Raw genomic sequence first — 24,455 nt, 5'->3', positions numbered from 1 at the left:
AATGAGCGCGCACGACGAAGCGGCCGCGAGAGCGGCGCCATCGTTCGTCTGCGCAGGGCGGCCAGGGGCCACGCTCGATTCTCCTCAAGAGGCTGACTCGCCGGAAGACCGCTACGAGACCAGGGTGGCGGTATGTACCGATTGGCGGGGATCGTGACAAGCACATGCCTGTGCCGCGTCTCTCCAACGATTGACCGGCCCACGCGCGGAGGGCACAAACCGGCGGCCAAGCTTGGCTGCAGCGAACCTCCTCTCGCAACCGGAGAGACCCGTCGTGCCCGCGCCGCTTCCCCGTGCCATCTCCCTCCTCGTCCTCGGCTGCGCCTTGAGCGCCTGCCAGTCGAGCGCGCCGCCTCCGGTCGCGGCCGTGGCCGCAGCACCGGTTGTCACGGCCCTGCCGACCGGCACAGGGTGCGGCCCGACCATCGCTCGGACGCAGGCCATCGTCGCGGGCGACGTGAAGACCGGTGATCTGTCAGCAGTTGTCGGCACGCGCTTCAGCGCCGACCTCGACAAGGCGGCGGGCGCCTGCGCCGCCGGCCGCGAGGGTGAGGCGATGAGCCTGCTCGCGGCGGCCAAGGCACGCTACGGCTACCGGTAAAAGCCGGGCGTTCAGGCCGGGAAGATGCTCGCGAGATAGGCCTGCACGAAGCCCGGCATCCGGGCGGCGTCGATATCGGAGCGCGAGCGGGCAATGATGCTGCGGGCGAGTTCCGGCTCGTCCTCGTGGCCGCGATGCGATTCGATGCGAGCCTTCAGCGTCTCGGCCGCGCAGTCGAAACGGACCGGGCGCAGGAAGGCGAGTTGGCCGTCGCCGCGCAGGAGCACCCATTCCTCCTCCGCCCCGTCGGGAAGCGTCAGGCCGGTCTCCTCCAAAAGCTCGCGCGCGGCGCTGCCGGCGAGATCGACCGTGCCGTCGTCGCGCAGGTCGCCGGGATCGGGCGTGCCGCAGGGGAAGTAGATCTGTCCGGCATTGGCGGTCTGGGCGCCCATCACGCCGAGGAGAACCGCCCCGTCATGGCTGTGCGGGACGATCGCCGCGAAGGCGTTGGCCACCAGCGCGTCGGGCACGCCCGCATCGCGGAAGGCGAGGAAGCGCGAGTAGCGCACCTCGAACAGGCTCGCCTCGCAAGCCCCGTCCGCGAGGGTGCAGCCGCTAGCGAGGTAGACCGGCCCGTCGAAAAGGCCCGGCGTCTCCGCCCGGCGGCGCTCCCAGTTGCGGTCGATCGCCTCGGCGTTGTCCCGCGCCCAGGCCCAATCGTGCTCGACGCGCCGCGCGGAGATCCGCTCCAGCGGCGTGAGGCTGAAACCGGGCGCGGCGTCGCCCGCGATCTCAATCGACACGCAGCACGCCCTCGCTCACCACCACGGCCTGCCCGCCGATCTCAACGGAGCGCAGGGCGCCCTCCGCGATGACGACCTGAAGGTCGATCGTGCTCGGCCGCCCCATGGCGACGCCCTGGCGGATGGTCACATCGTGGGTGCCCTCGCCCAGCGGCTCGAACTGCATCAGCACGCCGGCGAAGGCCGCCGCAGCGCCGCCCGTCGCCGGGTCTTCCGTGATGCCGAAATGGGGCGCGAACATCCGTGCCTGGTAGCTTTGCCCAAGGCCCTCCGCGTCGAGGGCGTAGAGGTAGAGCGCGTCCGGCTCGGCATGTCGGAACAGGCGCTCGAACCGGGCGGGATCGAGCCGGGCCTGCGCCAGCGCCTCGCCGGAGGCGAGCGGCACGAAGGTGAAGGCAGGGCCGGCGCCGTGCCGGCTCGGCTGATGACGGTTGAAGCCGAGATCGCCGGGCTTCAGTCCCAAAGCCGTGGCCAGGGCTTCGTTGGCGGGGGCCTCGCCGAGATAGGTCGGCAGAACCGGCAGCTTGAAACGGGCACGACCGTTGCGGCCATCCTCCGCGGCCTCGACGACGCAGGAGACGATGCCGATCTCTTCCTCGAGGCCGAAGGCGGCGGCATCCGCCAGCGCCACTTCCTGCCGTTCGGCCCGGTCGCGGAGGGCGAGCAGCACCGCCGTTCCAACCGTCGGGTGGCCGGCGAAGGGCAGTTCACGGGCCGGTGTGAAGATACGCAGGCGGGCCCGGTGACGCGGCTCGGCCGGCGGCAGGACGAACACCGTCTCCGACAGGTTGAACTCGCCGGCAATCACCTGCATCGCCTCGGCGCTGAGCCCGTCGGCATCGAGCACCACCGCGAGCGGGTTTCCGGCCAGCGGCGCGTCGGTGAACACGTCGAGGGTGGCGAAGCGGCGTTCCGGCATCATGACTCCTTGAGAAGGTTCAAACGATCTCGACAGGGAAGGCCGCGCTCGGCGCGACGAATTCTTCCTGCGCGGCGACGGTCAGCAACTCGTCCGAACCGGCCTCGGCGGTCCGGCGCAGCAGGCCGTGGATCGAGGCCGCCGCCATGCCGAGCGCCAGGGCCGCCGAGCCGGTGCGCAGGTAATGCACGAGATAGAGCGCGGCGACCGCATCGCCCGCGCCCGAGACCGCTTTCAGGTCGAGCCGGGGCGTGCGCACCCGCCAGAACGAGCCACCCTCGGCCGCCATCATGTCGATCGCGTCCGGCGGCGTCTCCGCCGTGACGAGCGAGGTGACGAGCAGGACACGCGGGCCGAGCGCCTGAACCGAAGCGGCCGCCGCCTTGGCGGCCGCCAGCGTGTCGCTCGGCGCATCCGAGATGAGGTCGAGTTCGAACTGGTTCGGGGTGAGGATGTCGGCTGCCGGAACGGCCTGCGATCGCATGAAGTCGGCGATGCCGGGGCGGACGTAGACGCCGGAATAGGTGTCGCCGATCACCGGATCGCAGCAATAGAGCGCCTCGCGGTTGGCCGCCCGCACGGCGGCGACCGTCCGCAGGATCGCGGTGCCGATATCGGCCGAGCCCATATAGCCGGAGAGCACGGCGTTGCATTCCTTGAGCGCGCCGCGCTCGGCCACGCCCTGCACCACCTCCTCCACCGCCGGCCCATCGAAGACGCGCCCGCGCCACTGCCCGTAGCCGGTATGGTTGGAGAACTGCACCGTGTGCACCGGCCAGACCTCGACCCCGAGCCGCTGCATCGGGAACACGGCGGACGAATTGCCCACATGGCCGTAGGCGACGTGCGACTGGATCGACAGGACCTTCATGGTGCTCCGGTATCCGCTCCTGCATCGTGATAGCCCGGCGGGCCCCCGCGCGCATCCGATCGGTGCAGCGGCGCGTTAGGGCTCGGCCGACCTTGAGCGCATCCCGACGAAGCGGTCACCGCTTCGTCGAAGGAATGTGCATCAAAACAAAGACCTAGAGACGCCGGCCGGATGCCATCAGGGTGGATACGGCTCTCGGCCCATCTTCCGGAGTGAGTATGGATTTCGACGCCGCCCGCCAATCCATCCTCACCTTCCTCGAGACATACAAGGCGTGGGCACCGCTGGTGACGGGGGTGATCGCCTTCTGCGAATCGCTCGCGGTCCTGTCGCTGCTGGTACCGGCCACGGCGATCCTGCTCGGCATCGGCGCTCTGATCGGCAGCAGCGGCCTGCCGTTCTGGCCCCTGGTGATCGGGGCGGGCATCGGCGCCGGGCTGGGGGATTGGGTCTCCTACGAAGTCGGGCACTACTACAAGGACGGCGCGAAGCGTCTCTGGCCGATGAGCCGGTACCCGGAAATGACGGCCAAGGCCGAAGCCTTCCTGCGGCGCTGGGGTGCGGGGGCGATCCTCATCGGCCGCTTCATCGGTCCGGCGCGGGCAGTGGTGCCATTGGTCGCCGGCAGCTTCGGCCTCGCGCGCATTCCGTTCCAGCTCGCGAACTGGAGTTCGGCCTTCGTCTGGGCCTTCGTGCTGCTTGCCCCCGGCGCGGGCCTGCTGACGTGGCTTCATTACTGACGCGCCATGCGACGCTTCCCGCCCGAACGCATCGTCTGCCTCACCGAGGAGACCGTCGAGACGCTCTATCTGCTGGGCGAGGATCGCCGCATCGTCGGCGTCTCGGGCTACGCCGTGCGCCCGCCGCAGGTGCGCCGGGAGAAGCCGCGGGTCTCGGCCTTCACAAGCGCCGATCTGCCCAAGATTCTCGCCCTCGAGCCGGACCTCGTCCTCGCCTTCTCGGATCTCCAGGCCGAGATCGTCGCCAGCCTCGCCCGTGCCGGCGTCGCGGTCCACCTGTTCAACCAGCGCGATGTGGCCGGCTGCCTCGCGATGATCCGCACCGTCGGCGCCCTCGTCGGCGCGGCGGAGCGGGCCGAGGTGCTGGCGCAGTCCTACGCGGCCCACCTCACCGAGGCCGTCGCCGAGAGCGCGGGACGCGTCCGGCCGAAGGTCTATTTCGAGGAGTGGGACGAGCCGATGATCTCCGGCATCGGCTGGGTCTCCGACCTGATCGGCTATGCCGGGGGGCAGGACGTGTTTCCGGAATTGAGCCGCGCGCAAGCAGCGAAAGACCGGATCGTGACCGCGGCGCAGGTGATCGCGGCCGCGCCCGACGTGATCCTCGCCTCCTGGTGCGGCAAGCGCGTCAACATCGAGCGCATCCGCGCCCGGCCCGGATGGGGCGCCATTCCCGCCGTGGCGGCGGGGCGCATCCACGAGATCAAGTCGCCGCTGATCCTCCAGCCGGGCCCGGCGGCCCTCACGGACGGGTTCGCGGCGATCCGGGCGGCTTTGTCATTGACGACAGGTCGATAATCTGCAGAATTTGCATTTGACCTCATATATTGCTTTTGTACTGAGTATAAGTAAATTTATAAGATTTGCCATAAAAAAATATCTGTTTCATCGTGATTTTAAGGTAAATCATACAGATAATGCTTCGAAAACCCGGAGCCGAAATGACTAGAGAGCCGTCTCAAGTTTTCGACGAATTCACCATCTCGCTACTATTTCGCTCATACGGATGGAGTGATTTAGACATCATAACCTCTCGAAAAAATTTAAATTGCCGCGTCTCCGCAGTTTTTACTGATGTCATCGAGAAACTTATCTGCTTTTGCAGCATGCTGATCGACAACCATGGCGGAGAGATCCTGCTTCAAGATGAGCCCGGTGGATATATTTGGTCGCTCACTCCAGTTGATGTACAGCGGCATACGATGTTTTTCACCGTTGATGAGTTTGATGGAATCTGGGACTTCAACTCGCCCCCCCTCAATCGAAGGCGGGAGATGGAGTTCGTCGTCAAACGCAAATCGATGGCAACAATCCTGATCGGCGAGTTGTGGAAAGTTTCGACGCTGTCCATCGAGCCGTCCTACCAAAGGAGCCGTGAAGTCTTCGCTCGCGAGGGGTTCGAGCGCCTGCTCGACCGATGGGAGGAGTGGACATCGGGCAGAAGCAGGCTGCCAAGCAACGCCTGATTTACTGGAGCATCGTCCCTAATCCGTTTTTTGGACCATCTCCTGGCAAGATCATGGTTCGGATACCCAGCGGCTCGCGGTGGCGATCTTTGAATCCAACCAAGAGGTTTGCCTGTGCTGCCCGTGCGCATCTTCAGCAACGACCGCCTGATCGGCCATGCCGATCTCTTCGCGTCAGATCCGGGGATGGGCGTAGCGTCGGGAGAGTTTCGTCCGACCGAAGCCTACTTCGAGATCCGCTCCGCAGTCGATGCGATCTGCAACGGCCTGTCATCGGGCTATGAAAGCCTCGGCCTCCGCGCGGAAACGGAGCAGGGCGTTCGCCTGGAAGCGGCAGGCGGCATCGTCATCCTAGATGCCATAGAATTCGATATCGGACCTCCGCAAGTGGACGTATGCGGAATCAGCAATGCGAACTATCGCTATGGAGAGTGGTTCGGGGACGATCCATTTTACAAGAGCTACTTCTCGGGCGAGCCGTGACCTGATGTCGGCGACTGCCCCGTGCGGCAAAGCGGCCGGTGACACCGCGGTAATCCGGCTGGCAGGATGCGCGGACTCGATTCGGCCTCATCCGCAAGCCAACGCCCCGGCATGTCCACAGCCCTCGCCCACATCGTCCTGCCTCCGGACCGGCGCCAGTCACCGACCGCGCTCAATATCCAGCGCGGGGTCCGACGCCTGCTCGCCGAAATGGGCTGCGTGAGCCTGCCGGAGTTCTCGCTCGCCAACGGGCGCCGCGCCGACGTGATCGCGCTCTGCGGCGCCGGACGGCTCACCATCGTCGAGATCAAATCGAGCGTCGCCGACTTTCGCGCCGACCGGAAATGGCCGGATTACCGCGACTATTGCGACCGCTTCTTCTTCGCGATCCCCGAGACAGTGCCGGAATCGCTGATCCCGGAGGAATGCGGCCTCATCGTCGCCGACTCCTTCGGCGCGGCGATCCTGCGTGAGCCGCCGGACCATCCGCTGAGCCCGGCCCGGCGCAAGTCGGTCACCCTACGCTTCGCCCACTCCGCCGCCGGCCTCCTGCACGCCCTGGCCGATCCCGGCGCGATTCGCGAGGGGGCCCTCTGAAGGCGCGCGCTCGTCACGAAACACGCCGAGCACGAACACCCGGATCGCCGAGGAGAGGTTGCGCGCGCCTCGCTCGGAATCGATGGTGCCGATCAGCGCCTGCACCGATTGTCCGCGCGCCTGCGCGATCTCTTGAAGCGCCGTCCAGAACTCCGCTTCCAGCGAGACGCTGGTGCGGTGGCCCGCGATCATCACCGAGCGTTTCGCGTTCTCCCGCAGGGGCGCACGCGTCATTCCTTGTCGGAATCGGCGAGGCGGTGCCCCTCGTGGCGGGACTGCTCGATCGCCTTGCGCGTCTCGGCCAGCGTCTTCGCCTTTTTCGGCCGGCCGAACAGGATGCGGTTCTCCGCGGCCTTGGCCTCTTTGCCCGCCTTCTCACGGTCCTTGCGCACTTGGCGCAGGTTGATGATCTCGGCCACCGTGTCAGCCCTCCGGACGACCCGGCGCGGAGAGTCCGCGCCGGGAAGCGAAACTAGCGCTTATTCCGCGCTGGGCGCCAGCATGGTTTCCGGGCGCACGACCCGCTCGAACTCCTCGTCCGTCACGTAGCCGAGCCGCAGCGCCTCCTCCTTCAGGGTGGTGCCGTTCTTGTGCGCGGTCTTGGCGATCTCGGCGGCCTTGTCGTAGCCGATCGAGGGCGCAAGCGCCGTCACCAGCATGAGCGAGCGGCTCATCAGGTCGCTGATCCGGTCGGTGTTGGCCTTGATGCCGACGACGCAGTTGTCGGTGAAGCTGACCGAGGCGTCGGCCAGAATCCGCACCGATTGCAGCACCGCGTTGGCGATCACCGGCTTGAACACGTTGAGCTCGAAATGACCCTGTGAGCCGGCAAAGCTCACCGTGGTGCCGTTGCCGATCACCTGCGCGCAGACCATCGTCAGCGCCTCGCACTGGGTCGGGTTGACCTTGCCCGGCATGATCGACGAGCCGGGCTCGTTCTCCGGCAGCGACAATTCGCCGAGGCCCGAGCGCGGTCCGGAGCCCAGCAGGCGGATGTCATTGGCGATCTTGAACAGGCCCGAGGCCAAAGCCGTTAGCGCGCCCTGGAGGAAGACGAGGGCGTCGTGGGTGGCGAGCGCCTCGAACTTGTTCTCGGCCGAGGTGAAGGGCAGCCCGGTCAGCTCGGCGACCTTGGCCGCGAACCGCTCCGCGAATTCGGGATGCGCGTTGAGGCCGGTGCCGACGGCCGTGCCGCCCTGCGCCAGCGCCAGCACTCCGGGAAGCGTGGCGGCGATGCGCGCGCCGCCGAGCGCGACCTGCGCGGCGTAGCCGGAGAATTCCTGGCCAAGCGACACCGGCGTCGCGTCCTGAAGGTGGGTGCGGCCGATCTTGACGATGCTCTCGAACTCCTTGGCCTTGGCGTCGAGCGCGGTGTGCAGGTGGGAGAGCGCCGGCAGCAGCCGCTCGTGGACCTCGCGGGTGACCGCGATGTGCATGGCGGTGGGAAAGGTGTCGTTCGAGGATTGGCTGCGGTTGCAGTGATCGTTGGGGTGGACCGGCGACTTGCCGCCGCGCTTGCCCCCAAGCCGCTCGTTGGCGAGGCTCGCGATCACCTCGTTGGCGTTCATGTTGGACTGCGTGCCCGAGCCCGTCTGCCACACCACCAGCGGGAACTCGTCGTCGTGCTGTCCGGCGACGACTTCGGCGGCGGATTCGGCGATCGCGTCGGCGATCTTCGGATCGAGGCCGCCGAGATCCTTGTTCACCAGCGCGGCGGCCTGCTTGACGGTGCCGAGCGCGTGGACGAGCGGTGCCGGCTGGCGCTCGGTGCCGATCTTGAAGTTCTGGATCGAGCGCTGCGTCTGGGCGCCCCAGTAGCGGTGGGCGGGCACTTCGATCGGGCCGAAGGTATCGGACTCGGTGCGCGTCTCGACGGAAGGGTTCTCGTGCGGCGACATCGTGGCCTCTTCGTTGGCTCGGATGCGGCCCTACTTAACGAAGCACGATGACAAGCGCGATGCCAGCCCGGAACGGGGGATGACGCATCGTGCACTCCGTTACCGCCGAGGTTGTTCGCCTGCCGATGCTGGATACGCTGCCCCTCGCGCCTCCGACGGACACACCGCTTTTCCGGCCCAAGGTACCGCCGCCGCTCACGCGGCCGCTCGGTCTCTTCGCCTTCCTGAAAAAGGTGCGCGAGAACCCGATCGCCACCTGGATGGACGTGCATTTCGAGGAATTCGTCGTCGCGGGCGAGACGGCGATGGGACGCATCACCGTCGTGAGCGACCCGGCCCTGGTGCGCTACCTGCTGGTGGAGCGGGCAGCTTACTACCGCAAGGACGACCTGCAGAAGCGCGTGCTGGCGCCGGGCCTCGGCAACGGCCTGCTCACGGCGGAAGGCGACGAGTGGCGGCTTCAGCGTCGCACGTTGGCGCCGATTTTTTCCGCACGCCATGTCGCCGGCTTCGTCGCGCAGATGGAAGCCGCCGGCGCACGGCTCGGCCGGCGGCTGGCCCGGCGCGACGGCGCCACGGTCGATATCGCCCTGGAGATGACCCGCGCCACGCTCGACGTGCTGGAGCGGACGATCTTCACGCAAGGCCTGCCCGGCGATCCCGACGCGCTCGGGCGCGCGATCACCCGCCTGCTCGAATCGATCGGACCGATCGACCCCCTCGACGTGTTCGGCTTCCCCGCCTTCGTGCCGCGGCTCGGCCGGCTGCGAGCCCGGCCGGCGCTGCGGTTCTTCGCGGAGGTGGTCGACACGCTCCTCGACGAGCGCAAGGCCGCGCTCGCCCGCGGCGAGGCCCCCCATGACCTGATGACCCTGCTGCTCGCGGCTCAGGACCCGGAGACCGGTCGCGGCCTTTCCGACCTCGAGGTGAAGGCTAACATCGTCACCTTCATTGCCGCCGGCCACGAGACCACGGCCAACGCCCTGACATGGGCGCTCTACTGCCTGTCGCAGGACGAGGCGGCGCGCGCCCGCGTGGAAGCGGAGGTCGATGCCGCCGCGGGACCGGACGGCGCGCTGCAACTCGACCGGCTGCCCTTTACCAAGGCAGTGATGGAGGAGACGATGCGGCTCTTCCCGCCGGTGCCGTTCCTCAGCCGCCAGGCACTCCGCGAGGACCGGATCGGGCGGGTGAAGATTCCGCGCAACTCGACCGTCATCATCGCGCCCTGGGTGATGCACCGACACCGCAAGCTGTGGGAGGAGCCGGATGCCTTCATCCCCGAGCGCTTCCTCGGGGAGCGGCGCGACCGCGTCGAACGCTTCGCCTACCTGCCGTTCGGAGCGGGTCCGCGGGTCTGCATCGGCCAGAGCTTTTCTGTTCAGGAAGCGACGCTGGTGCTGGCCCACGTCGCGCGCGCGGTGCGGCTCACCTTGCCGGCGGATCATCCACCGGTGACGCCGCTCCACCGCGTCACGCTGCGGCCGAAGGAAGGCCTGCGGATGCTGGCGCAGCGACGCGCCTGATGCGCGCGACCGCTCCCCCGGAGGAGGAGCGGTCGCGCGAAAAAAATCAGTTCTTCTTACGGAAGGCGTCGAGGCTCACGACCTCTGCGGTGCCGTCGCGATCGGTCTTCTCGGCGGCCTCGGGCTTGGCCTCTGTGCCGTCCTCGGGCTTGCTGTCCGGCTTGAGATCCGTCTTCGCCTTACCCGCGGCGGGGAGGGCCGGAACGATCTTCGGGCCGTTCTGCACCGTGGTGAGACCGGTACTCTTCGGCTTGATCTCGGCAGGCTCGGAGCCCGCTCCGCGCGGACCGGCCTTGGCCGGGGCACTCGGCTGAGTCTCCTCCGCCTGATCACCCTCGGCACCCTCGTTGAGGTCGAACTTGAGGCCGAACTGCACCGACGGATCGAAGAAGCCGGACAGGGCGTCGAACGGGATCAGAAGCCGCTCCGGCACGCCCGAGAAGGACAGCCCGACCTCGAAGCTGTGCTCGGTCACGCCGAGATCCCAGAACTGGTGCTGCAGGACGATCGTCATGTCCTGCGGGTACTTCTCACGTAGGCGCTGCGACATGCGCACACCCGGCGCCTCGGTGCGGAACGAAATGTAGAAATGATGCTCGCCCGACAGCCCTTCACGCGCGGCGTCGGTCAGCACCTTGCGCACCACACCGCGCAGGGCGTCCTGAACCAGGAGATCGTAACGGATCAGATCTTCGGCCATCGGCGCTCGCTTCACCGGTCACGGCCGGGATTGGGCTGCGCCGGGTCGTGGAAATTGAGTGGAGGTTTCTGTTGCCAGGTACCTCCGAACCCCGCCTATGCGGTGCTACCCGCTAGGACTTTAGGTCGGTTTTTGGCACCGCTTACGCGGCGACAGCCACCGGAGCAAAGTTGTCGTTGGCAACTATTGCAAAGGCCCGATAACGGCGGAACCATGCCGAGCGAAAGTTCACCCTTTACGCCCTCGTCGATCCTATTTCGCCCCCGCCGGAACCCAACACGCTGAGGCCGTGCGGCCATCGGTCCTGGGTTCGGGTGGAGGCGCCGGGTACCGCCCCCGGGTCCGATAGGTTTATTTCGAAGAACGTTTATCGCCATAGCCGGCCTTGCGACCGGCAAAGCGAATATAGAGAGGCCGACGGCGGTTTTGAAGAGCGATCTGCGCTCAGACCCGCTCCGCGTTGCGAGCGTGGCTGATATGCCGCCCGCCGCCGCTGCCGACGCACGCCCGTCGAAGCCCCCGCTCGTCGCAGGTTTGTCATGGTTCGGCCGGGTGCTGCTGCTCATCGCGGTCCCGCTGGCGATCCTGCTTCTGGCCAGCGGACTCGCCATCCTCATCGTGCGTGTCGGCGGCGATCTGCGGCTTGGCATCGATCCCTTCGGGAACGCCGACGCGCGCCCGCGCCTGCCCCTTTCGGAAGTGACGGGGCGCGGCGTCATGATGGACGCCCTGCGGCAGGCGTTGATGGCCGGGTTCGTGATCGGGCTCGCCGCCTGGGCCGGCGGCGGTGCGTGGCGCCAGCGGCTCGGACTGGCCCGCCCCCTCGAACCACGCTTGCCGATGCGGCGGCTCTGGCTGCTGCTCCCGCTCTGGCCGCTGATCCACATCGCCTGGGTGACGACCACGGCAGCCGCGCTCCACATGAATTTCGGCAGCGGCGTCCGCCTGTCGCCCTTCCTGAACCCGACGATGCTCGGCCTGTGGTTCGCCTTCGTCGTGGTGCTGGCTCCGGTCGCGGAGGAATTGCTGCTGCGGGGCGAAACCTTCGCCCGGGCCAGCGCCTTCCTCGGGCCGGCGGGAACGATCGTGGCGACGGCGCTCCTGTTCTGCCTCGCCCACGTCTCCCTCGATCCGGGCGCCAAGAGCGCGCTCGCCCGGCCCCTCACCCTGCTGCCGCTCGCGCTGACCCTCGGCTGGCTGCGCTGGCGCACCGGCCGGCTCTGGCCCTGCATCCTGCTCCACGGCTGGAGCAATTTCTGTCTGCTCGCCTACCAGCTCGGGCCGAGCCTGCTTCGATAGCCCCCGAGCCGGCGTAACCAAGACCGGGGGAAAGCCGGGACGGTGGGCAGGCCCGACTCGACATCCGCCGGGGCAGTTGCCAGACCTGAGGGGCCATGCGCGCCTATCACGATCTGCTCACCCGCATCCTGTCCGAGGGCATCCGCAAGGAGGACCGAACCGGCACGGGCACGCTCTCGGTGTTCGGCCACCAGATGCGGTTCGATCTGGCGGACGGCTTTCCCCTGGTGACGACGAAGCAGCTCCACCTGCGCTCGATCGTCCACGAATTGCTGTGGTTCCTGAAGGGCGACACCAATGTCGCCTACCTCAAGGAGAACGGCGTCACGATCTGGGACGAGTGGGCCGACGCGAACGGCGATCTCGGCCCCGTCTACGGCAAGCAATGGCGCTCCTGGGCGAAGCCCGACGGCGGCAGCGTCGATCAGATCGCCTGGATCCTCGACGAGATCGCCCGCAACCCGGATTCGCGCCGCCTCATCGTCTCGGCCTGGAATCCGGCCGACCTCGACCGCATGGCGCTCGCACCCTGCCACTGCCTGTTCCAGTTCTACGTGGCGGACGGGCGCCTTTCCTGCCAACTCTACCAGCGCTCGGCCGACGCCTTCCTCGGCGTACCGTTCAACATCGCGAGCTACGCCCTGCTCACCGCGATGATGGCGCAGGTGACGGGGCTCGGGGCGGGCGACTTCGTCCACACCTTCGGCGACGCGCATCTCTACGCCAACCATCTGGAGCAGACCCGCCTCCAGCTTTCACGCGAATTGCGGCCCCTGCCCCGGCTGCGACTGAACCCGGAGGTGCGCTCGCTGTTCGACTTCCGCTTCGAGGACATCGTGATCGAAGGCTACGAACCGCATCCCGCGATCAAGGCACCGGTGGCGGTCTGACAATCAGGCCACTAAGAGCGGCAACTTGATTTGCTCTTCTATATTCATGTCATCTCTTTCGATCCTGGAGCGAAAGACAGGAAAATGTGGGAGTAATCTATCCGATTTTGATCCAACAAAAAATTCGCTTATCTTCCTATGCCGTGTGTACTTATTCTTTCGATCTAATATAGATATTTTAAATGGAAATTCGTCATCCTTAGACTGCTCATATTCCTTTTCTTGAACTACCAACCACTCTCTCATGTCAAATTTCTGATTGAAGTAAGCATCCCCACATTGAAATCGATGGAACACCTCAGTCAAATAGACTTTTGTAAACTGATCACAAAACATCTTGTATATTTGCGCCCCGCCAATCACAATTATTTGTGATTTTTCCTTAATTATTGAAAAAAAGTCAGCCAAATGTAGCGCCATTTCTGGACTATCGGCCCATAAAAGATTTTCGGCATCCTCACCAGGACTGCGAGAAATCACAATATTTAATCTCTTTGGAAGGGGCTTACCTAAGGACTCGAAGGTTTTGCGTCCCATGATCACGACATGACCTTCGGTCACTGACCGAAAAAACTTCATGTCTGTCTTAAGCCTCCAGGGCAGGTGATTCTCGCAACCGATTACGTCACCCGGATTGCTCCGGGCCACGATATAGGCAACTGAGGGCATTCTACGTTCGATCGGTTTCATCGAGGCAGTTTTCTCTACGCCAGCGCCTGTCGCGTTTGTCGTCGCTCGGGTCATGATCGTACGAAACGGTTAAGCTTATGTGCAGGCGCGCTGCGACCGGCAGGCGTGGTGAAGGAGTTGCGTGGGCAATTTGAGAATCGATACACGCCGTCTCATGAACCTTCGACCCATATTAAGGAAGCTCATTGCCACTCCTTTTCGCGCTCGTTGTCGCAGCTCGTTTGGGCAGTTGCGGTCGACCGCGATGATAACCACCTCCAAGCCTTGACAGGACTGCGCGGCGCCACTCAGGTGCGCAGCGTCCGTGCGGCACCGCAAACGCGTTCTGGCGCTTGGGAAAACCGGCTTTTCCCGCCCTGTGGTGGGGCGACGGATCGAGTTTAGGGCAAGGGTCGTCCGCATCCGCGGGGACCGGCTTCAGCAGGAGTTCACGTCGAGAATGCCTTGGAGCAATCAGAGCGGCGGCGGAGGTGGCCCCTGGGGCCGTCCCGGCGGCGGCGGCGGCGGTAACGGCGGCGGTCCCTGGGGTGGCGGGGGCGGCGGCAAGACGCCCCCCGATCTCGAGGATCTGCTCCGGCGCGGCCAGGATCGTCTCCGCGGCGTCATGCCCGGCGGAGGCTTCGGCGGCGGCAAGGGACTCCTCCTGGCAGCGGGCCTCGTGCTTAGCGCGTGGCTGCTGACCGGCTTCTACATCGTGAAGCCGAACGAGGTCGGCATCAACACGGTCTTCGGACGCTACACGAGCCAGTCCGCTGAAGGCCTGCGCTACAACTTCCCCTACCCGATCGGCTCCGTGCAGAAGCCCAACGTCGGTATCGTGAACTCGATTCCCATCGGCTACATGGCCGCCGGCAACACGACGCGTCAGCGCGACGTGCCGGAAGAGAGCTTGATGCTCACCGGCGACGAGAACATCGTCGACATCGATTTCGAGGTGCAATGGCGCGTCAACCCGCTCAAGGCGGAGGACTACGTCTTCAACCTCGCCAACCCGGACGGGACGATCAAGGCCATCGCCGAGAGCGCGATGCGCGAGGTGATCGGCCGCCGCAACATCCAGGCGATCCTGACCAACGAGCAGTCCAGCATCGCTCAGGAGGTCAAGGAGATCGTCCAGAGCGCTCTCGACGAATACGGCGCGGGCGTGCGGATCGAGGTCGTGCAGCTCACCAGCGTCACCCCTCCCCCGGAAGTCCGGCCCGCCTTCATCGACGTGAACGCGGCGCAGCAATATGCCCAGCAGGTGCGTAACGAGGCGGAGACCTATGCCAGCCGCGTGACGCCGGAGGCTCGAGGCAATGCCAGCAAGGTCCTGCAGGCGGCCGAGGCCTACAAGTCCCAGGCCACCTCGGAGGCGACCGGTCAGGCGTCCCGCTTCCGTCAGGTCTACGAGTCCTACAAGGTGGCGCCCGAGGTCATCCGCGAGCGGATCTTCCTCGAGACGATGGAGCGCGTGCTCGGTTCCGTGAACAAGGTGATCATCGATCAGAACGGTGGCGTGGCCGGTGCCAACGCCGCGGGCGTGCTGCCGGTGCTGCCTCTGATGGAGAATGGGCGGACGCAGACGAACGGAGCGACGGGCCGATGAACAATCCAGCCATTCGGACCGGCCTGGTCATCCTCGCGGCGGCAGCCGCGATCGGCCTCTACGCTTCCGTCTTCACCGTGGGGCAAATGCAGCAGGCCCTCGTGCTTCAGCTCGGCCGCGTGCGCGACGTGCTGAACCCCGTCGGCCAGAACAAGCCCGGCCTCTACTTCAAGGTGCCGTTCACCGACAGCGTCGTGCTGTTCGACAAGCGGGTGCTGGATCTCGACCTTCCGGTTCAGACCCTGCTCACCGCCGACCGGCAGAACCTCGAGGTGGATGCCTTCGTCCGCTACCGGATCATCGATCCGCTGAAGTTCTACCAAGCGGCGGGGACGATCGCCCTGGCCAACCAGCGTCTGGCGAGCTTCACCAACTCGGCGCTCCGCAACGTCCTGGCCCGGACCAGCCGCGACGCCATCGTGCGGACCGAGCGCGCCGACCTGATGAATACGATTCAGGAGGACGTGAACAAGCAGGCCAAGAGTCTCGGCATCGAGATCGTCGATCTGCGCATGACCCGTGTCGACCTTCCCGCCAAGAACAGCCAAGCGGTCTACGACCGCATGACGTCGGAGCGGAAGAAGGAGGCGACCGACATTCGCGCCAACGGCGATCAGGCGGCGACGCTGATCCGCGCCAAGGCCGATCGCGACGTCGTCGTGATCCTGGCCGAGGCCAATCAGAAGCAGGAAGAGCTGCGCGGTGAGGGCGACGCGGAGAGAAACCGCATCCTCGCCGAGGCGTTCAGCCAGGATGCCAACTTCTTCGCCTTCTACCGCTCGATGCAGGCTTACGAGCAGGCTCTGAAGGGGCAGGACACCCGGCTCGTGGTGAGTCCGAACTCGGACTTCTTCCGCTTCTTCAACGATCCCCAGGGACGCCGTCCGCAGGGTGCCCGCAACGGCGCCGAGCCGACGACTTCGGGCGCCGGCGCCACCACCGGCAACGTGCGCTGAACGATCTGCGACCGATACGACCATCGCGGCCGGCACCCTTGATCGGGGTGCCGGCCGCTGAATCTATAAGCCGGCCTGAAACGGGCACTCTTTGAGCTTGAGGAAACGTCCATGAGACTCGCCGCGAACGCCGTCCGGGCTCGAACGCCGTCGTTCGCCCGGCGCGCCTCATCGGCCCTGGCCGCCGCGGTGCTGGGCGTCACCGTCACGGTCACCGCCCTGCCGCTCCCCGCCTTCGCCCGCGGCCCGGAATCGCTCGCCGATCTTGCCGACAAGGTGACCGATGCGGTGGTGAACATCTCGGCCTCGACCACGGTCGAAGCCAGCAACCGCGGCGGCCGGACCATGCCGCAACTGCCTCAGGGCACCCCGTTCGAGGATCTCTTCGAGGAATTCTTCAAGCGACGCGGCCAAGGCGCTCCGAAGGGTGACGAGGACAGCCCGCGCGGACCGATGCGCAAGTCGAACTCGCTCGGCTCCGGCTTCATCATCGACGCCTCGGGCATCGTCGTGACGAACAACCACGTCATCGGCGACGCCAACGACATCCAGGTCATCCTCAGCGACGGCACCAAGCTGAAGGCGGAGATCATCGGCAAGGATTCGAAGATCGACCTCGCCTTGCTGCGGGTGAAGCCGACGGCCGAGCGCCCGCTCAAGGCCGTGCCCTTCGGCGATTCCGACAAGATGCGCCCGGGCGACTGGGTGATGGCAATCGGCAACCCGTTCGGCCTCGGCGGCTCGGTCTCCGCCGGCATCGTCTCGGCGCGAGGCCGCAACATCGAGTCCGGACCCTACGACAACTACATTCAGACGGATGCGGCCATCAACAAGGGCAATTCCGGCGGTCCGCTGTTCAACATGGACGGCGAGGTGATCGGCATCAACACCGCGATCCTCTCACCCTCCGGCGGCTCGGTCGGCATCGGTTTCGCGGTTCCCTCGGGGACGGCGAGCCAGGTCGTCGATCAGCTTCGTCAGTTCGGCGAGGTGCGTCGCGGTTGGCTCGGCGTGCGCATCCAGAACGTCGATGAGGCGACCGCCGAGGCGCTCGGCCTGAAGGGCGGCGCCAAGGGCGCATTGGTGGCCGGCGTCGATGAGAAGGGCCCGGCCAAGACCGCGGGGCTCGAGGTCGGCGACGTGATCGTCAAGTTCAACGGCGTGCCGGTGAAGTCGTCCAGCGAACTGCCGCGCATCGTCGCCGCGACCCCGGTCGGCAAGACCGTGGACGTTCAGATCGTGCGCAAGGGCGAGGAGCAGACGAAGGCGGTCCTGCTCGGTCGCCTGGAGGACGGCGAGAAGACTCAGGTCGCCAACCTCAAGCAGCCGGAGGCGGAGTCGGCCAATCGCCAGATTCTCGGCCTCAACCTCTCCGGTCTCAACGACGAGGCGCGGCGCCGCTACGGCATCAAGGAGAGCGTCAAGAACGGCGTGGTCGTCACCAAGGTCGACCCCAACTCGACCGCCGCCGACAAGCGCATCCAGCCGGGCGAGGTCATCGTCGAGGTCGGCCAGGAAGCGGTTTCGAACCCGGCCGATGTGACGAAGCGCGTGGAGGCTCTCAAGAAGGAGGGCCGCAAGTCCGTGCTGCTGTTGGTGGCCAGCACCGGCGGCGACGTGCGCTTCGTGGCGATCGGGTTGGAGTAAGCGGCGACCCGATCGACGCCTTTACCATCCTCTCTTCCCGAACCGGGGGAGAGGGGATGGGTACGCGGTCGGGCTGCGTCACGAAGCTTCGGGCTGTGGTCGGAAGAATCTAGGCAACGAACTCTGCGGCCGAGAAACCCTGAAGGTAGAGCAGCGCGGTCAGGTCGCCGTGTTCGATTCGCACCTGTGCCGCCTGCGCCACCTTCGGTTTGGCGCGAAAGGCGACACCGAGCCCGGCCTCTCCGAGCATCGGCAGGTCGTTCGCCCCGTCACCCACGGCGATCGTCTCCGCGCCACTCAAGCCCAACCGCTCGCGCAGTTCGATGAGGCTCGCGCGCTTGGCCTCCGCGCCGACGATCGGCTCGACCACCCGTCCCGTCAGGTGTCCGTCCGCCACATCGAGGCGGTTGGCGCGGGTTTCGTCAAAACCGAGACGGGTGCCGATGGGGCCGGTGAACAGGGTGAAGCCGCCTGAGACGAGGCAGGTGAAAGCGCCATGCGCCCGCATCGTCGCGACGAGGGTGCCGCCGCCCGGTGTGAGGCGGATGGCGTCGCGGATCAGACCGTCGATCACGCCGACGGATAGGCCTTTCAGCAGGCCCACCCGCTCGCGCAGGGCCGGCTCGAAGGCGACCTCGCCGCGCATGGCCCGCTCGGTGATCGCCGCCACCTGATCCTTGATGCCGACGACGTCGGCGAGTTCGTCGATGCATTCCTGCTCGATCATGGTCGAGTCCATGTCGGCGAGGAACAGCCGCTTGCGGCGGTGCTGATCGTGGGGGAGCACGGCAACGTCGATCGGTTCGGAGCCGAACGCCGCGCGCAGGGCCTCGGTGAGAGCCGGCGCGTCGTCGGGCGTGCCCGGCACCAGAAGTTCGGCCGCGACCTCACCATGGAGCGTTCGCGGTTGATGCTCCGTCCGCGTGACGCGGCGCGCCTCGGCGAGCACCGCATCGGTGATGGCGGGCCGAGCGGGGTTTGCTATCAGCGTCGCGACGAGGGTCATGGAGATGTGCCGTGCGGAGTCCGGACGGGCAGGAAACAGGGCGTCCGGCTGCCATCCTCATTGCAGGGCCCACCGCGTCGGGCAAGTCAGCGCTGGGCTTGCGGATCGCGCGCGCCTTCGGCGGCACGGTGATCAATACCGATTCGATGCAGGTCTACGCGGACCTGCGCGTGCTCTCGGCGCGGCCCTCCGCCGAGGAGGAAAGGCTGGCTCCCCATCTTCTCTACGGCCGCATCGACGGGGCGGTGAACTTCTCCGTCGGGCACTTCCAGCGGCAGGCGGCCGCGCTTCTTTCGAAGATGGACGCAGGAACCCTGCCGGTCTTCGTCGGCGGCACCGGCCTCTACTTTCGCAGCCTCGACGAGGGCATCTCGGATCTGCCGGAGGTGCCCGACGACGTCCGGCACCGGATCCGAGCGGAGGCGGACGGACAGCCGACCGAGACGCTTCACGCCGCGCTCGCATTGCGCGATCCCGAGAGCGCCCAGCGGCTGCGGCCCTCGGACCGGATGCGCGTGATGCGGGCGCTCGAGATCCACGCGGCGACCGGCCGCTCCATCGGCTCGTTTCACGAGGTCCGTGTGCCGGGCCCGCTCGCCGGAAAGCCGATGCTGAAGCTCTTCCTCGCCACCGAGCGCGAGACGCTGCGCCAGCGTATCGACGCGCGCTTCGTGACGATGATGGAGCAAGGCGCCCTGGAAGAGGTCGCCGCGCTCCGGGAGCGGCGTCTCGATCCGCTGCTACCGGTGATGCGCGCCCACGGCGTGCCGGGGCTGATCGCCCATCTCGATGGGACGATCTCCCGCCAGGAAGCGATCCAGCGTGGTCAGGGCGACACCCGCCGCTACGCGAAGCGCCAGTTCACGTGGTTCCGCCACCAGATGGGCGAGGATTGGCACTGGACCACGCCGGAGGAGGCGTGGTCCCTGGTGCAGACCCGGCTCAGCGCTCCAATCGGGCGATGAGGGACGAGGTGTCCCAGCGCTTGCCGCCCATGGCCTCGACCTCGGCGTAGAACTGATCGACCAGCGCCGTCACCGGCAACCGGGCGCCGTTGCGGCGCGACTCGGCGAGCAGGATGCCAAGATCCTTGCGCATCCACTCCACAGCAAAGCCGAAGTCGAATTTGTCCGCGTTCATGGTCCGGCCGCGATTCTCCATCTGCCAGGAGCCGGCCGCGCCCTTGGAGATCACGTCGAGCACGGCCTCTACATCGAGGCCGGCGCGCTTGCCGAAGTGGATCGCCTCCGAGAGCCCCTGCACCAACCCGGCAATGGCGATCTGATTAACCATCTTGGTCAGCTGGCCCGATCCGGAAGGCCCGAGCAGACGGCAGGACTTGGCGTAAGCCATGATGACCGGTTCGGCCTCGGCGTAGGTCGCCTCCTCGCCGCCGCACATCACGGTCAGCACGCCGTTTTCCGCGCCCGCCTGGCCGCCGGAGACCGGGGCGTCGATGAACCGAAGTCCGGCCGCGTCCGCCGCAGCGGACAGTTCGCGGGCGACCTCGGCCGAGGCGGTGGTGTGATCGACGAAGATCGCGCCCTTCTCCATGCCGGCGAAGGCGCCGTCCGCGCCGAGCACCACCGAACGCAGATCGTCGTCGTTGCCGACGCAGGCAAACACGATGGCGCATCCGGCCGCCGCCTCGCGAGGCGTTGCGGCGGCGTGGCCTCCGTTGCCGGCAACCCACGCCTCGGCCTTGGCGCCGGTGCGGTTGAAGACGGTGACGTCGTGGCCCTTCTTCGCAAGGTGCCCCGCCATCGGCGAGCCCATCACGCCGAGGCCCAGGAACGCGACTTTCGCCATGGATTTGGTGTCTCCGGTATCCGATCGTCTCAGGGCGTGCTCTAGCCCCGCGCGCATGACATTCAAAATGCAAAGCGCAGCAACGCCAGAGCGCTTTCCGACGAAGGGGACGCCGGCCCGAGGCAATTCGATCGGATACGGCTTCAGGGACAGCCGTTGCCGCTGCGGAGCCGGTCGGCTAGGGTCCGGCCGCCGATGCAAGACCGCGCCCGAAACCCCTATTCCGGTCTTGCCGACCACGCCTTCTGGGATCGCTCCGTCGGCTCGCTGCCGCTGTTCGCCCTCGACCCGATGGCCGGTCCGCCGATACCGGATGGGTTCCGTCTGACCCGGCAGACCCGGATCGCCACGGCGGGTAGCTGCTTTGCCCAGCACATCGCCGACAGACTCCAGGCGAGCGGCTACCATTACCTCGTCACGGAGGATGCACCCGAAGGCGTCACGGCGGACGAAGCGCGTGCGCGCGGCTACCGCCTGTTCTCGGCACGCTACGGCAACGTCTACACCGCGCGCCAGCTCCTGCAGCTCATCGAGCGGGCCTATGGCCGCTTCACCCCCGCCGATACCGTTTGGGAAAGAGCGGATGGGCGCTTCGCCGACCCGTTCCGGCCGCGCATCGAGCCAGCGGGCTTTGCCAGCCCCGAAGCGATCGAGGCGGAACGGCAAGCGCACTTCGCCCAGATGCGCCGGCTCTTCGAAAACCTCGACGTCTTCGTCTTCACCCTCGGCCTCACCGAGGGCTGGCAGGCAACGGCCGATGGGGCGGCTTTCCCGCTCTGCCCGGGCGTAGCCGCCGGCACCTTCGATTCGGAGGCCTACGTTTTTAGGAACCAGCCGGTCGAGGAAGTGATCGCGGATCTCTCCGCCTTCGCCGACGCCCTGAAAGCGGTCAATCCGCGGGCGCGCCTGATTCTGACGGTCTCGCCGGTGCCGCTTGTCGCGACCTATGAAGGGCGCCACGTGCTGCAATCGACCGTACACAGCAAGGCGGTGCTCCGGGTCGCCGCCCAGCGTCTGGCCGACACCCGCGACGATACGCTGTACTTCCCATCCTACGAGATCATCACCTCGCCCGAGGGCGCCTTCCGCTATCTCGAGAGCGATCTCAGGTCCGTCAGCAAGGACGGTGTCGATCATGTCATGCGGGTCTTTTTCCGCCATCTCACCGAGGGCGGGGACCACGACGCCCTCCCCGCTTCCAGCCGCAGCCTGCACGAGGCGCGCCATGAATTCGCCCGGCAGGCCGCCGTGGTCTGCGACGAGGAATTGCTGGCAGCCGGAGGCACGCGGCCGTGGCTAGGCGAATCGTCGTCGTCGGCAACAACTGCCAAGTCGCCGTCCTTGCGGGGTGCCTGGGGTTCCTTGCGCCGGATGCTGAGATCGCGTCGGTAGAGCCGGCGACGTTCTCGCAATTCGACTCAAGTCCCGCTCGGCTGCTGGACGCGGTCCGGGACGCCGACCTGACCGTGTGCTTTCAATTCGAGGCCGGTCCGTTCGGCGAGGTGACGCCCGCGCGGATCTTCGAGACCGCTCGGTTCGTCGTGCCCGTCCCGACGATCGTATTCCCGGCCTTCCACCCGGATATCGTCTACATCGCCCACAAGGGCGGCCTGTTCGGCTCGCCGATGGGCGATTATCACTCGGCGCTGATCGTCTACGGTTTCGCACGCGGCTTCTCGGCCGATGACATCGTCTCGCTGTTCCGGGCCGAAGTTTTTTCGCGCGTCGGCTATCTCGACGGCTGGTTTCCCAATCGCGACGCCCTGCTGGCGATGAGCCACGCGCACGGCTGCAACCTCGACCGCCTGTTCGCCGGGTGGATGCGCCGCGGCTGCTTCATGCACACGATCAATCACCCGAAGCTGTTCGTGCTCGCGGATCTCGCGCGCGACGCGCTTCACCGCGCCGAGATCCCAGCGCGATCGGCGGCCTGCGAGGATTACCTGCCCGATCCGCTCAGCGGCAGCATCTGGCCGGTCTATCCGGAGATCGCGGCTCGACTCGGCGTCACCGGCAGCACGACTTTCAAGCCGCCGCTCGGCGGCCTGAACTTCCTCGTGGATGCCGCCCGCTGCATCGAGTTGCGGACGATGGTTGAGGGATCGCTGGCGATCTACGCGCACACGCCGAAGATCGCCACGCAGTGCGATCGCGTTCAGAACTGGCTCGCGAATCGGGAGATTCGCGACAGTCTCGTCCCGGTCGCGGGCTGAAAATCGTCAGCCCCCAGTCACGCTCATATGCCGCGGTACGGCCGCCGGGCGCGCGCGCTCGATGACGAAGTCGTGGCCCTTGGGCTTGCGGGAGATCGCCTCTACGACGGCTTGCGTCACCAGCGCGTCGTCGGGCGAGGCGCGCAGGGCCGCGCGCAGATCGGCCGCATCCTCCTGGCCGAGGCACATGTAGAGCTTACCGGTGCAGGTGAGACGCACCCGGTTGCAGCTCTCGCAGAAATTATGCGTCAGCGGCGTGATGAAACCGAGCCGCCCGCCGGTCTCCTCGATCCGCACGTAACGCGCCGGCCCACCGGTGCGGTCGGGCAGCGGAGTCAGCGTGAAGCGTTGCTCCAGGCGCTGGCGGGCGACCGACAACGGCAGGAACTGGTCGGTGCGGTCGCCCTCGATCTCGCCGAGCGGCATGACTTCGATCAGCGTCATGTCCATGCCGAGCCCGTGGGCCCAGGTCATCATGTCGGCGATCTCATCCTCGTTGACGCCCTTGAGCGCCACGGCGTTGATCTTGACCTTGATACCGGCCGCGCGCGCCGCTTCGATCCCCGCCAGCACCACCGACAGGTCGCCGCGCCGGGTGATCGCCCGGAATTTGTCGGGGTCCAGCGTGTCGAGCGAAACGTTGATCCTCCGCACGCCGAGTTCGGCCAACTCGGGCGCGAAGCGGGCAAGCTGGGAGCCGTTGGTCGTCAGCGTCAGCTCGTCGAGGGTGCCGCTCTTCAGGTGGCGGGAGAGCCGGCGGAACAGATGCATGATGTCGCGGCGGACCAGCGGCTCGCCGCCGGTGATCCGCAGCTTGCGCACCCCGCGATCGATGAACACGCCGCAGAGCCGATCGAGCTCTTCCAGCGTCAACAGATCGCGCTTGGGCAGGAACTGCATGTCCTCGGACATGCAATAGGCACAGCGGAAGTCGCAGCGATCCGTCACCGAGATCCGGAGATAGGTGATCGCCCTTTGGAAAGGGTCGATCAGCGGCGCCGGCCGCACGGGCGCGAGGGTATCGTCGGCGGGGCCCCACATACGCGCCTCTGAACTCGACTCGGTGCCGGCATGGGTGGTTTTGTCGGCTGACAGATCCAACATGGCCATCCATATGAGGGCGGTGGCATTCCCCGGCAAGCGCGGGAGCGCAACGCCGGCATGAGAGCGTGGAATCGACCGTCATGAGTGAGCGCTGGCCCACCGAGATCCGCCTGTCCGGAGACAAGCGCATTCTGACCGTCGCGTTCGATGGCGGCGGTCGCTTCGAGCTGCCTGCCGAATACTTGCGCGTGTCGAGTCCCTCAGCGGAGGTTCAAGGCCATTCTCCGGCCGAGCGCAAGGTGCTGGGTGGCAAGCGCGATGTCGCAATCCTCTCGGTCGAGCCCATCGGCAACTACGCCGTGAAGCTGTTCTTCGACGACATGCACGATACGGGCATCTACGGGTGGGACTACCTGTTCGACCTCGGCCGCGAGTACCGGAACCGCTGGTCGACCTACCTGCGCGAGCTGGAGGAGCGCGGCCTTACCAGGGATCGCGTGGCCAGCGCTCCCGCAAAACCGAGCCATGGCGGCGGGAGCTGCGGAAGCGGCGGTTGCGGCTGCCACTGAGATCACGCTGAGATCGTCGAACGTGAGACGGGCCACGCTTGAAGGTGGCCCGCCAGACGCATCAGCTCGGCTGCTCCTCGACTTGGTCGAGATCCTCATCGGGGATCGCATCCGGCCGATGCGGCGGGGGATCCCCAGCCGGCGGCTGCGGAGCGGGGGCTGGATCACCGATCGGCTTCGGCTCGGACTCTGATTTCGGC

27 protein-coding genes and 1 other RNA gene are annotated in these 24,455 nt (G+C 66.6%); 16 read left to right on the top strand and 12 right to left on the bottom strand.

Annotation, left to right across the window (positions count from 1 at the left end; genetic code table 11):
- The first annotated feature begins 274 nt into the window (after positions 1-274).
- Positions 275-601, top strand: a complete 327-nt coding sequence (locus E4V01_RS16120; RefSeq protein WP_135299041.1) for a hypothetical protein — start codon at positions 275-277, stop codon at positions 599-601.
- An 11-nt stretch (positions 602-612) separates the two neighbouring features.
- Here the strand turns inward: E4V01_RS16120 and E4V01_RS16115 are convergent, their stop codons facing one another.
- The 3 genes from E4V01_RS16115 to pdxY are packed head-to-tail and all read right to left on the bottom strand — an operon-like array spanning position 613 to position 3,134.
- Entirely contained in the window at positions 613-1,344 is a 732-nt protein-coding gene (locus E4V01_RS16115) for an NUDIX hydrolase (protein ID WP_135299040.1), read from the bottom strand.
- Positions 1,334-2,263: a PhzF family phenazine biosynthesis protein gene (locus E4V01_RS16110; protein WP_135299039.1), complete on the bottom strand. Its 930-nt coding sequence runs from the start codon at positions 2,261-2,263 to the stop codon at positions 1,334-1,336. The genes E4V01_RS16115 and E4V01_RS16110 overlap by 11 nt, the downstream gene beginning before the upstream one ends.
- 19 nt (positions 2,264-2,282) lie before the next feature.
- On the bottom strand, positions 2,283-3,134 hold the full coding sequence (pdxY, locus tag E4V01_RS16105; protein WP_060770105.1) for a pyridoxal kinase PdxY: 852 nt from the start codon (positions 3,132-3,134) through the stop codon (positions 2,283-2,285).
- 218 nt (positions 3,135-3,352) lie between these two features.
- On the opposite strand from pdxY, the gene E4V01_RS16100 reads away from it, so the two are divergent.
- The 5 genes from E4V01_RS16100 (at position 3,353) to E4V01_RS16080 (ending at position 6,420) form a co-directional block, all read left to right on the top strand.
- Positions 3,353-3,874 (top strand): DedA family protein, encoded by a 522-nt coding sequence (locus E4V01_RS16100; RefSeq protein ID WP_135299038.1) that lies wholly within the window; start codon positions 3,353-3,355, stop codon positions 3,872-3,874.
- Positions 3,875-3,880: 6 nt separating this feature from the next.
- Positions 3,881-4,672, top strand: coding sequence for a cobalamin-binding protein (locus tag E4V01_RS16095; protein ID WP_135299037.1), 792 nt, complete (start codon positions 3,881-3,883; stop codon positions 4,670-4,672).
- Positions 4,673-4,815: 143 nt separating this feature from the next.
- Positions 4,816-5,340: a hypothetical protein gene (locus tag E4V01_RS16090; RefSeq protein ID WP_153227050.1), complete on the top strand. Its 525-nt coding sequence runs from the start codon at positions 4,816-4,818 to the stop codon at positions 5,338-5,340.
- Between the two features lie 114 nt (positions 5,341-5,454).
- Positions 5,455-5,823, top strand: coding sequence for a hypothetical protein (locus tag E4V01_RS16085; RefSeq protein WP_135299035.1), 369 nt, complete (start codon positions 5,455-5,457; stop codon positions 5,821-5,823).
- 111 nt (positions 5,824-5,934) lie between these two features.
- Positions 5,935-6,420 (top strand): MmcB family DNA repair protein, encoded by a 486-nt coding sequence (locus E4V01_RS16080; protein WP_060770099.1) that lies wholly within the window; start codon positions 5,935-5,937, stop codon positions 6,418-6,420.
- Here E4V01_RS16080 and E4V01_RS16075 read toward each other — a convergent pair.
- From E4V01_RS16075 to fumC, 3 genes are read right to left on the bottom strand one after another with little or no spacing between them, the layout of a single operon-like run.
- Positions 6,343-6,654, bottom strand: coding sequence for a ribbon-helix-helix domain-containing protein (locus E4V01_RS16075; protein WP_135299034.1), 312 nt, complete (start codon positions 6,652-6,654; stop codon positions 6,343-6,345). The genes E4V01_RS16080 and E4V01_RS16075 overlap by 78 nt on opposite strands.
- Positions 6,651-6,839 (bottom strand): DUF4169 family protein, encoded by a 189-nt coding sequence (locus E4V01_RS16070; RefSeq protein ID WP_135299033.1) that lies wholly within the window; start codon positions 6,837-6,839, stop codon positions 6,651-6,653. The genes E4V01_RS16075 and E4V01_RS16070 overlap by 4 nt, the downstream gene beginning before the upstream one ends.
- A 60-nt stretch (positions 6,840-6,899) precedes the next feature.
- Positions 6,900-8,318 (bottom strand): class II fumarate hydratase, encoded by a 1,419-nt coding sequence (gene fumC, locus E4V01_RS16065; RefSeq protein ID WP_135299032.1) that lies wholly within the window; start codon positions 8,316-8,318, stop codon positions 6,900-6,902.
- 125 nt (positions 8,319-8,443) lie between these two features.
- On the opposite strand from fumC, the gene E4V01_RS16060 reads away from it, so the two are divergent.
- Entirely contained in the window at positions 8,444-9,844 is a 1,401-nt protein-coding gene (locus E4V01_RS16060; protein WP_135299087.1) for a cytochrome P450, read from the top strand.
- Between the two features lie 46 nt (positions 9,845-9,890).
- Here E4V01_RS16060 and E4V01_RS16055 read toward each other — a convergent pair whose 3' ends face one another.
- Complete coding sequence (locus E4V01_RS16055; protein WP_135299031.1) at positions 9,891-10,544, bottom strand: SspB family protein; 654 nt, start codon at positions 10,542-10,544, stop codon at positions 9,891-9,893.
- A 57-nt stretch (positions 10,545-10,601) separates the two neighbouring features.
- Positions 10,602-10,979: a transfer-messenger RNA gene (ssrA, locus tag E4V01_RS16050) on the bottom strand.
- A 42-nt stretch (positions 10,980-11,021) separates the two neighbouring features.
- Here ssrA and E4V01_RS16045 point away from each other — a divergent pair.
- Positions 11,022-11,843 (top strand): CPBP family intramembrane glutamic endopeptidase, encoded by an 822-nt coding sequence (locus E4V01_RS16045; protein ID WP_135299030.1) that lies wholly within the window; start codon positions 11,022-11,024, stop codon positions 11,841-11,843.
- Positions 11,844-11,938: 95 nt separating this feature from the next.
- On the top strand, positions 11,939-12,733 hold the full coding sequence (locus E4V01_RS16040; RefSeq protein ID WP_135299029.1) for a thymidylate synthase: 795 nt from the start codon (positions 11,939-11,941) through the stop codon (positions 12,731-12,733).
- 3 nt (positions 12,734-12,736) lie between these two features.
- On the opposite strand, the gene E4V01_RS16035 is transcribed toward E4V01_RS16040, so the two are convergent.
- A complete protein-coding gene (locus E4V01_RS16035; protein WP_193763213.1) occupies positions 12,737-13,423 on the bottom strand; it encodes a dihydrofolate reductase in 687 nt (228 codons plus the stop codon).
- Between the two features lie 439 nt (positions 13,424-13,862).
- Here E4V01_RS16035 and hflK point away from each other — a divergent pair, with 439 nt between their 5' ends.
- From hflK to E4V01_RS16020, 3 genes are all read left to right on the top strand, one after another.
- The gene (gene hflK, locus E4V01_RS16030; protein WP_135299027.1) at positions 13,863-15,011 is read left to right on the top strand and encodes an FtsH protease activity modulator HflK; all 1,149 of its coding nucleotides are present in this window, start codon (positions 13,863-13,865) and stop codon (positions 15,009-15,011) included.
- The gene (gene hflC / locus E4V01_RS16025) at positions 15,008-15,967 is read left to right on the top strand and encodes a protease modulator HflC (protein WP_135299026.1); all 960 of its coding nucleotides are present in this window, start codon (positions 15,008-15,010) and stop codon (positions 15,965-15,967) included. The genes hflK and hflC overlap by 4 nt, the downstream gene beginning before the upstream one ends.
- Before the next feature lie 111 nt (positions 15,968-16,078).
- Positions 16,079-17,614 carry a DegQ family serine endoprotease gene (locus E4V01_RS16020; protein WP_135299025.1) on the top strand — a complete coding sequence of 512 codons (1,536 nt, stop codon included), beginning with the start codon at positions 16,079-16,081 and terminating at the stop codon, positions 17,612-17,614.
- 109 nt (positions 17,615-17,723) lie between these two features.
- Here the strand turns inward: E4V01_RS16020 and serB are convergent, their stop codons facing one another.
- Complete coding sequence (serB, locus tag E4V01_RS16015) at positions 17,724-18,620, bottom strand: phosphoserine phosphatase SerB (RefSeq protein WP_060770088.1); 897 nt, start codon at positions 18,618-18,620, stop codon at positions 17,724-17,726.
- Between the two features lie 11 nt (positions 18,621-18,631).
- Between serB and miaA the strand changes: the two genes are divergently transcribed.
- Complete coding sequence (gene miaA, locus E4V01_RS16010; protein ID WP_135299024.1) at positions 18,632-19,585, top strand: tRNA (adenosine(37)-N6)-dimethylallyltransferase MiaA; 954 nt, start codon at positions 18,632-18,634, stop codon at positions 19,583-19,585.
- Here the strand turns inward: miaA and E4V01_RS16005 are convergent.
- Positions 19,563-20,429 carry an NAD(P)-dependent oxidoreductase gene (locus tag E4V01_RS16005; protein WP_135299086.1) on the bottom strand — a complete coding sequence of 289 codons (867 nt, stop codon included), beginning with the start codon at positions 20,427-20,429 and terminating at the stop codon, positions 19,563-19,565. The two genes, miaA and E4V01_RS16005, sit on opposite strands and share 23 nt — an antisense overlap.
- A 195-nt stretch (positions 20,430-20,624) precedes the next feature.
- Between E4V01_RS16005 and E4V01_RS16000 the strand changes: the two genes are divergently transcribed.
- Both E4V01_RS16000 and E4V01_RS15995 read left to right on the top strand, forming a co-directional pair.
- Positions 20,625-21,821 carry a GSCFA domain-containing protein gene (locus tag E4V01_RS16000; RefSeq protein WP_135299023.1) on the top strand — a complete coding sequence of 399 codons (1,197 nt, stop codon included), beginning with the start codon at positions 20,625-20,627 and terminating at the stop codon, positions 21,819-21,821.
- A complete protein-coding gene (locus tag E4V01_RS15995) occupies positions 21,722-22,642 on the top strand; it encodes a WcbI family polysaccharide biosynthesis putative acetyltransferase (RefSeq protein WP_135299022.1) in 921 nt (306 codons plus the stop codon). The genes E4V01_RS16000 and E4V01_RS15995 overlap by 100 nt, the downstream gene beginning before the upstream one ends.
- A 6-nt stretch (positions 22,643-22,648) precedes the next feature.
- Here E4V01_RS15995 and moaA read toward each other — a convergent pair whose 3' ends face one another.
- Entirely contained in the window at positions 22,649-23,683 is a 1,035-nt protein-coding gene (gene moaA / locus E4V01_RS15990; protein WP_135299085.1) for a GTP 3',8-cyclase MoaA, read from the bottom strand.
- A gap of 143 nt (positions 23,684-23,826) precedes the next feature.
- Here moaA and E4V01_RS15985 point away from each other — a divergent pair, with 143 nt between their 5' ends.
- Positions 23,827-24,255: a gamma-butyrobetaine hydroxylase-like domain-containing protein gene (locus tag E4V01_RS15985; protein WP_060772273.1), complete on the top strand. Its 429-nt coding sequence runs from the start codon at positions 23,827-23,829 to the stop codon at positions 24,253-24,255.
- The last annotated feature ends 200 nt before the right edge of the window (positions 24,256-24,455 follow it).

The organism is Methylorubrum sp. Q1 (assembly GCF_004683995.1).
In the GTDB taxonomy this organism is placed as follows: Bacteria; Pseudomonadota; Alphaproteobacteria; order Rhizobiales; family Beijerinckiaceae; genus Methylobacterium.
Note: the sequence above shows the minus strand (reverse complement) of the source record. Positions and strands in the feature narration are given on the sequence as shown.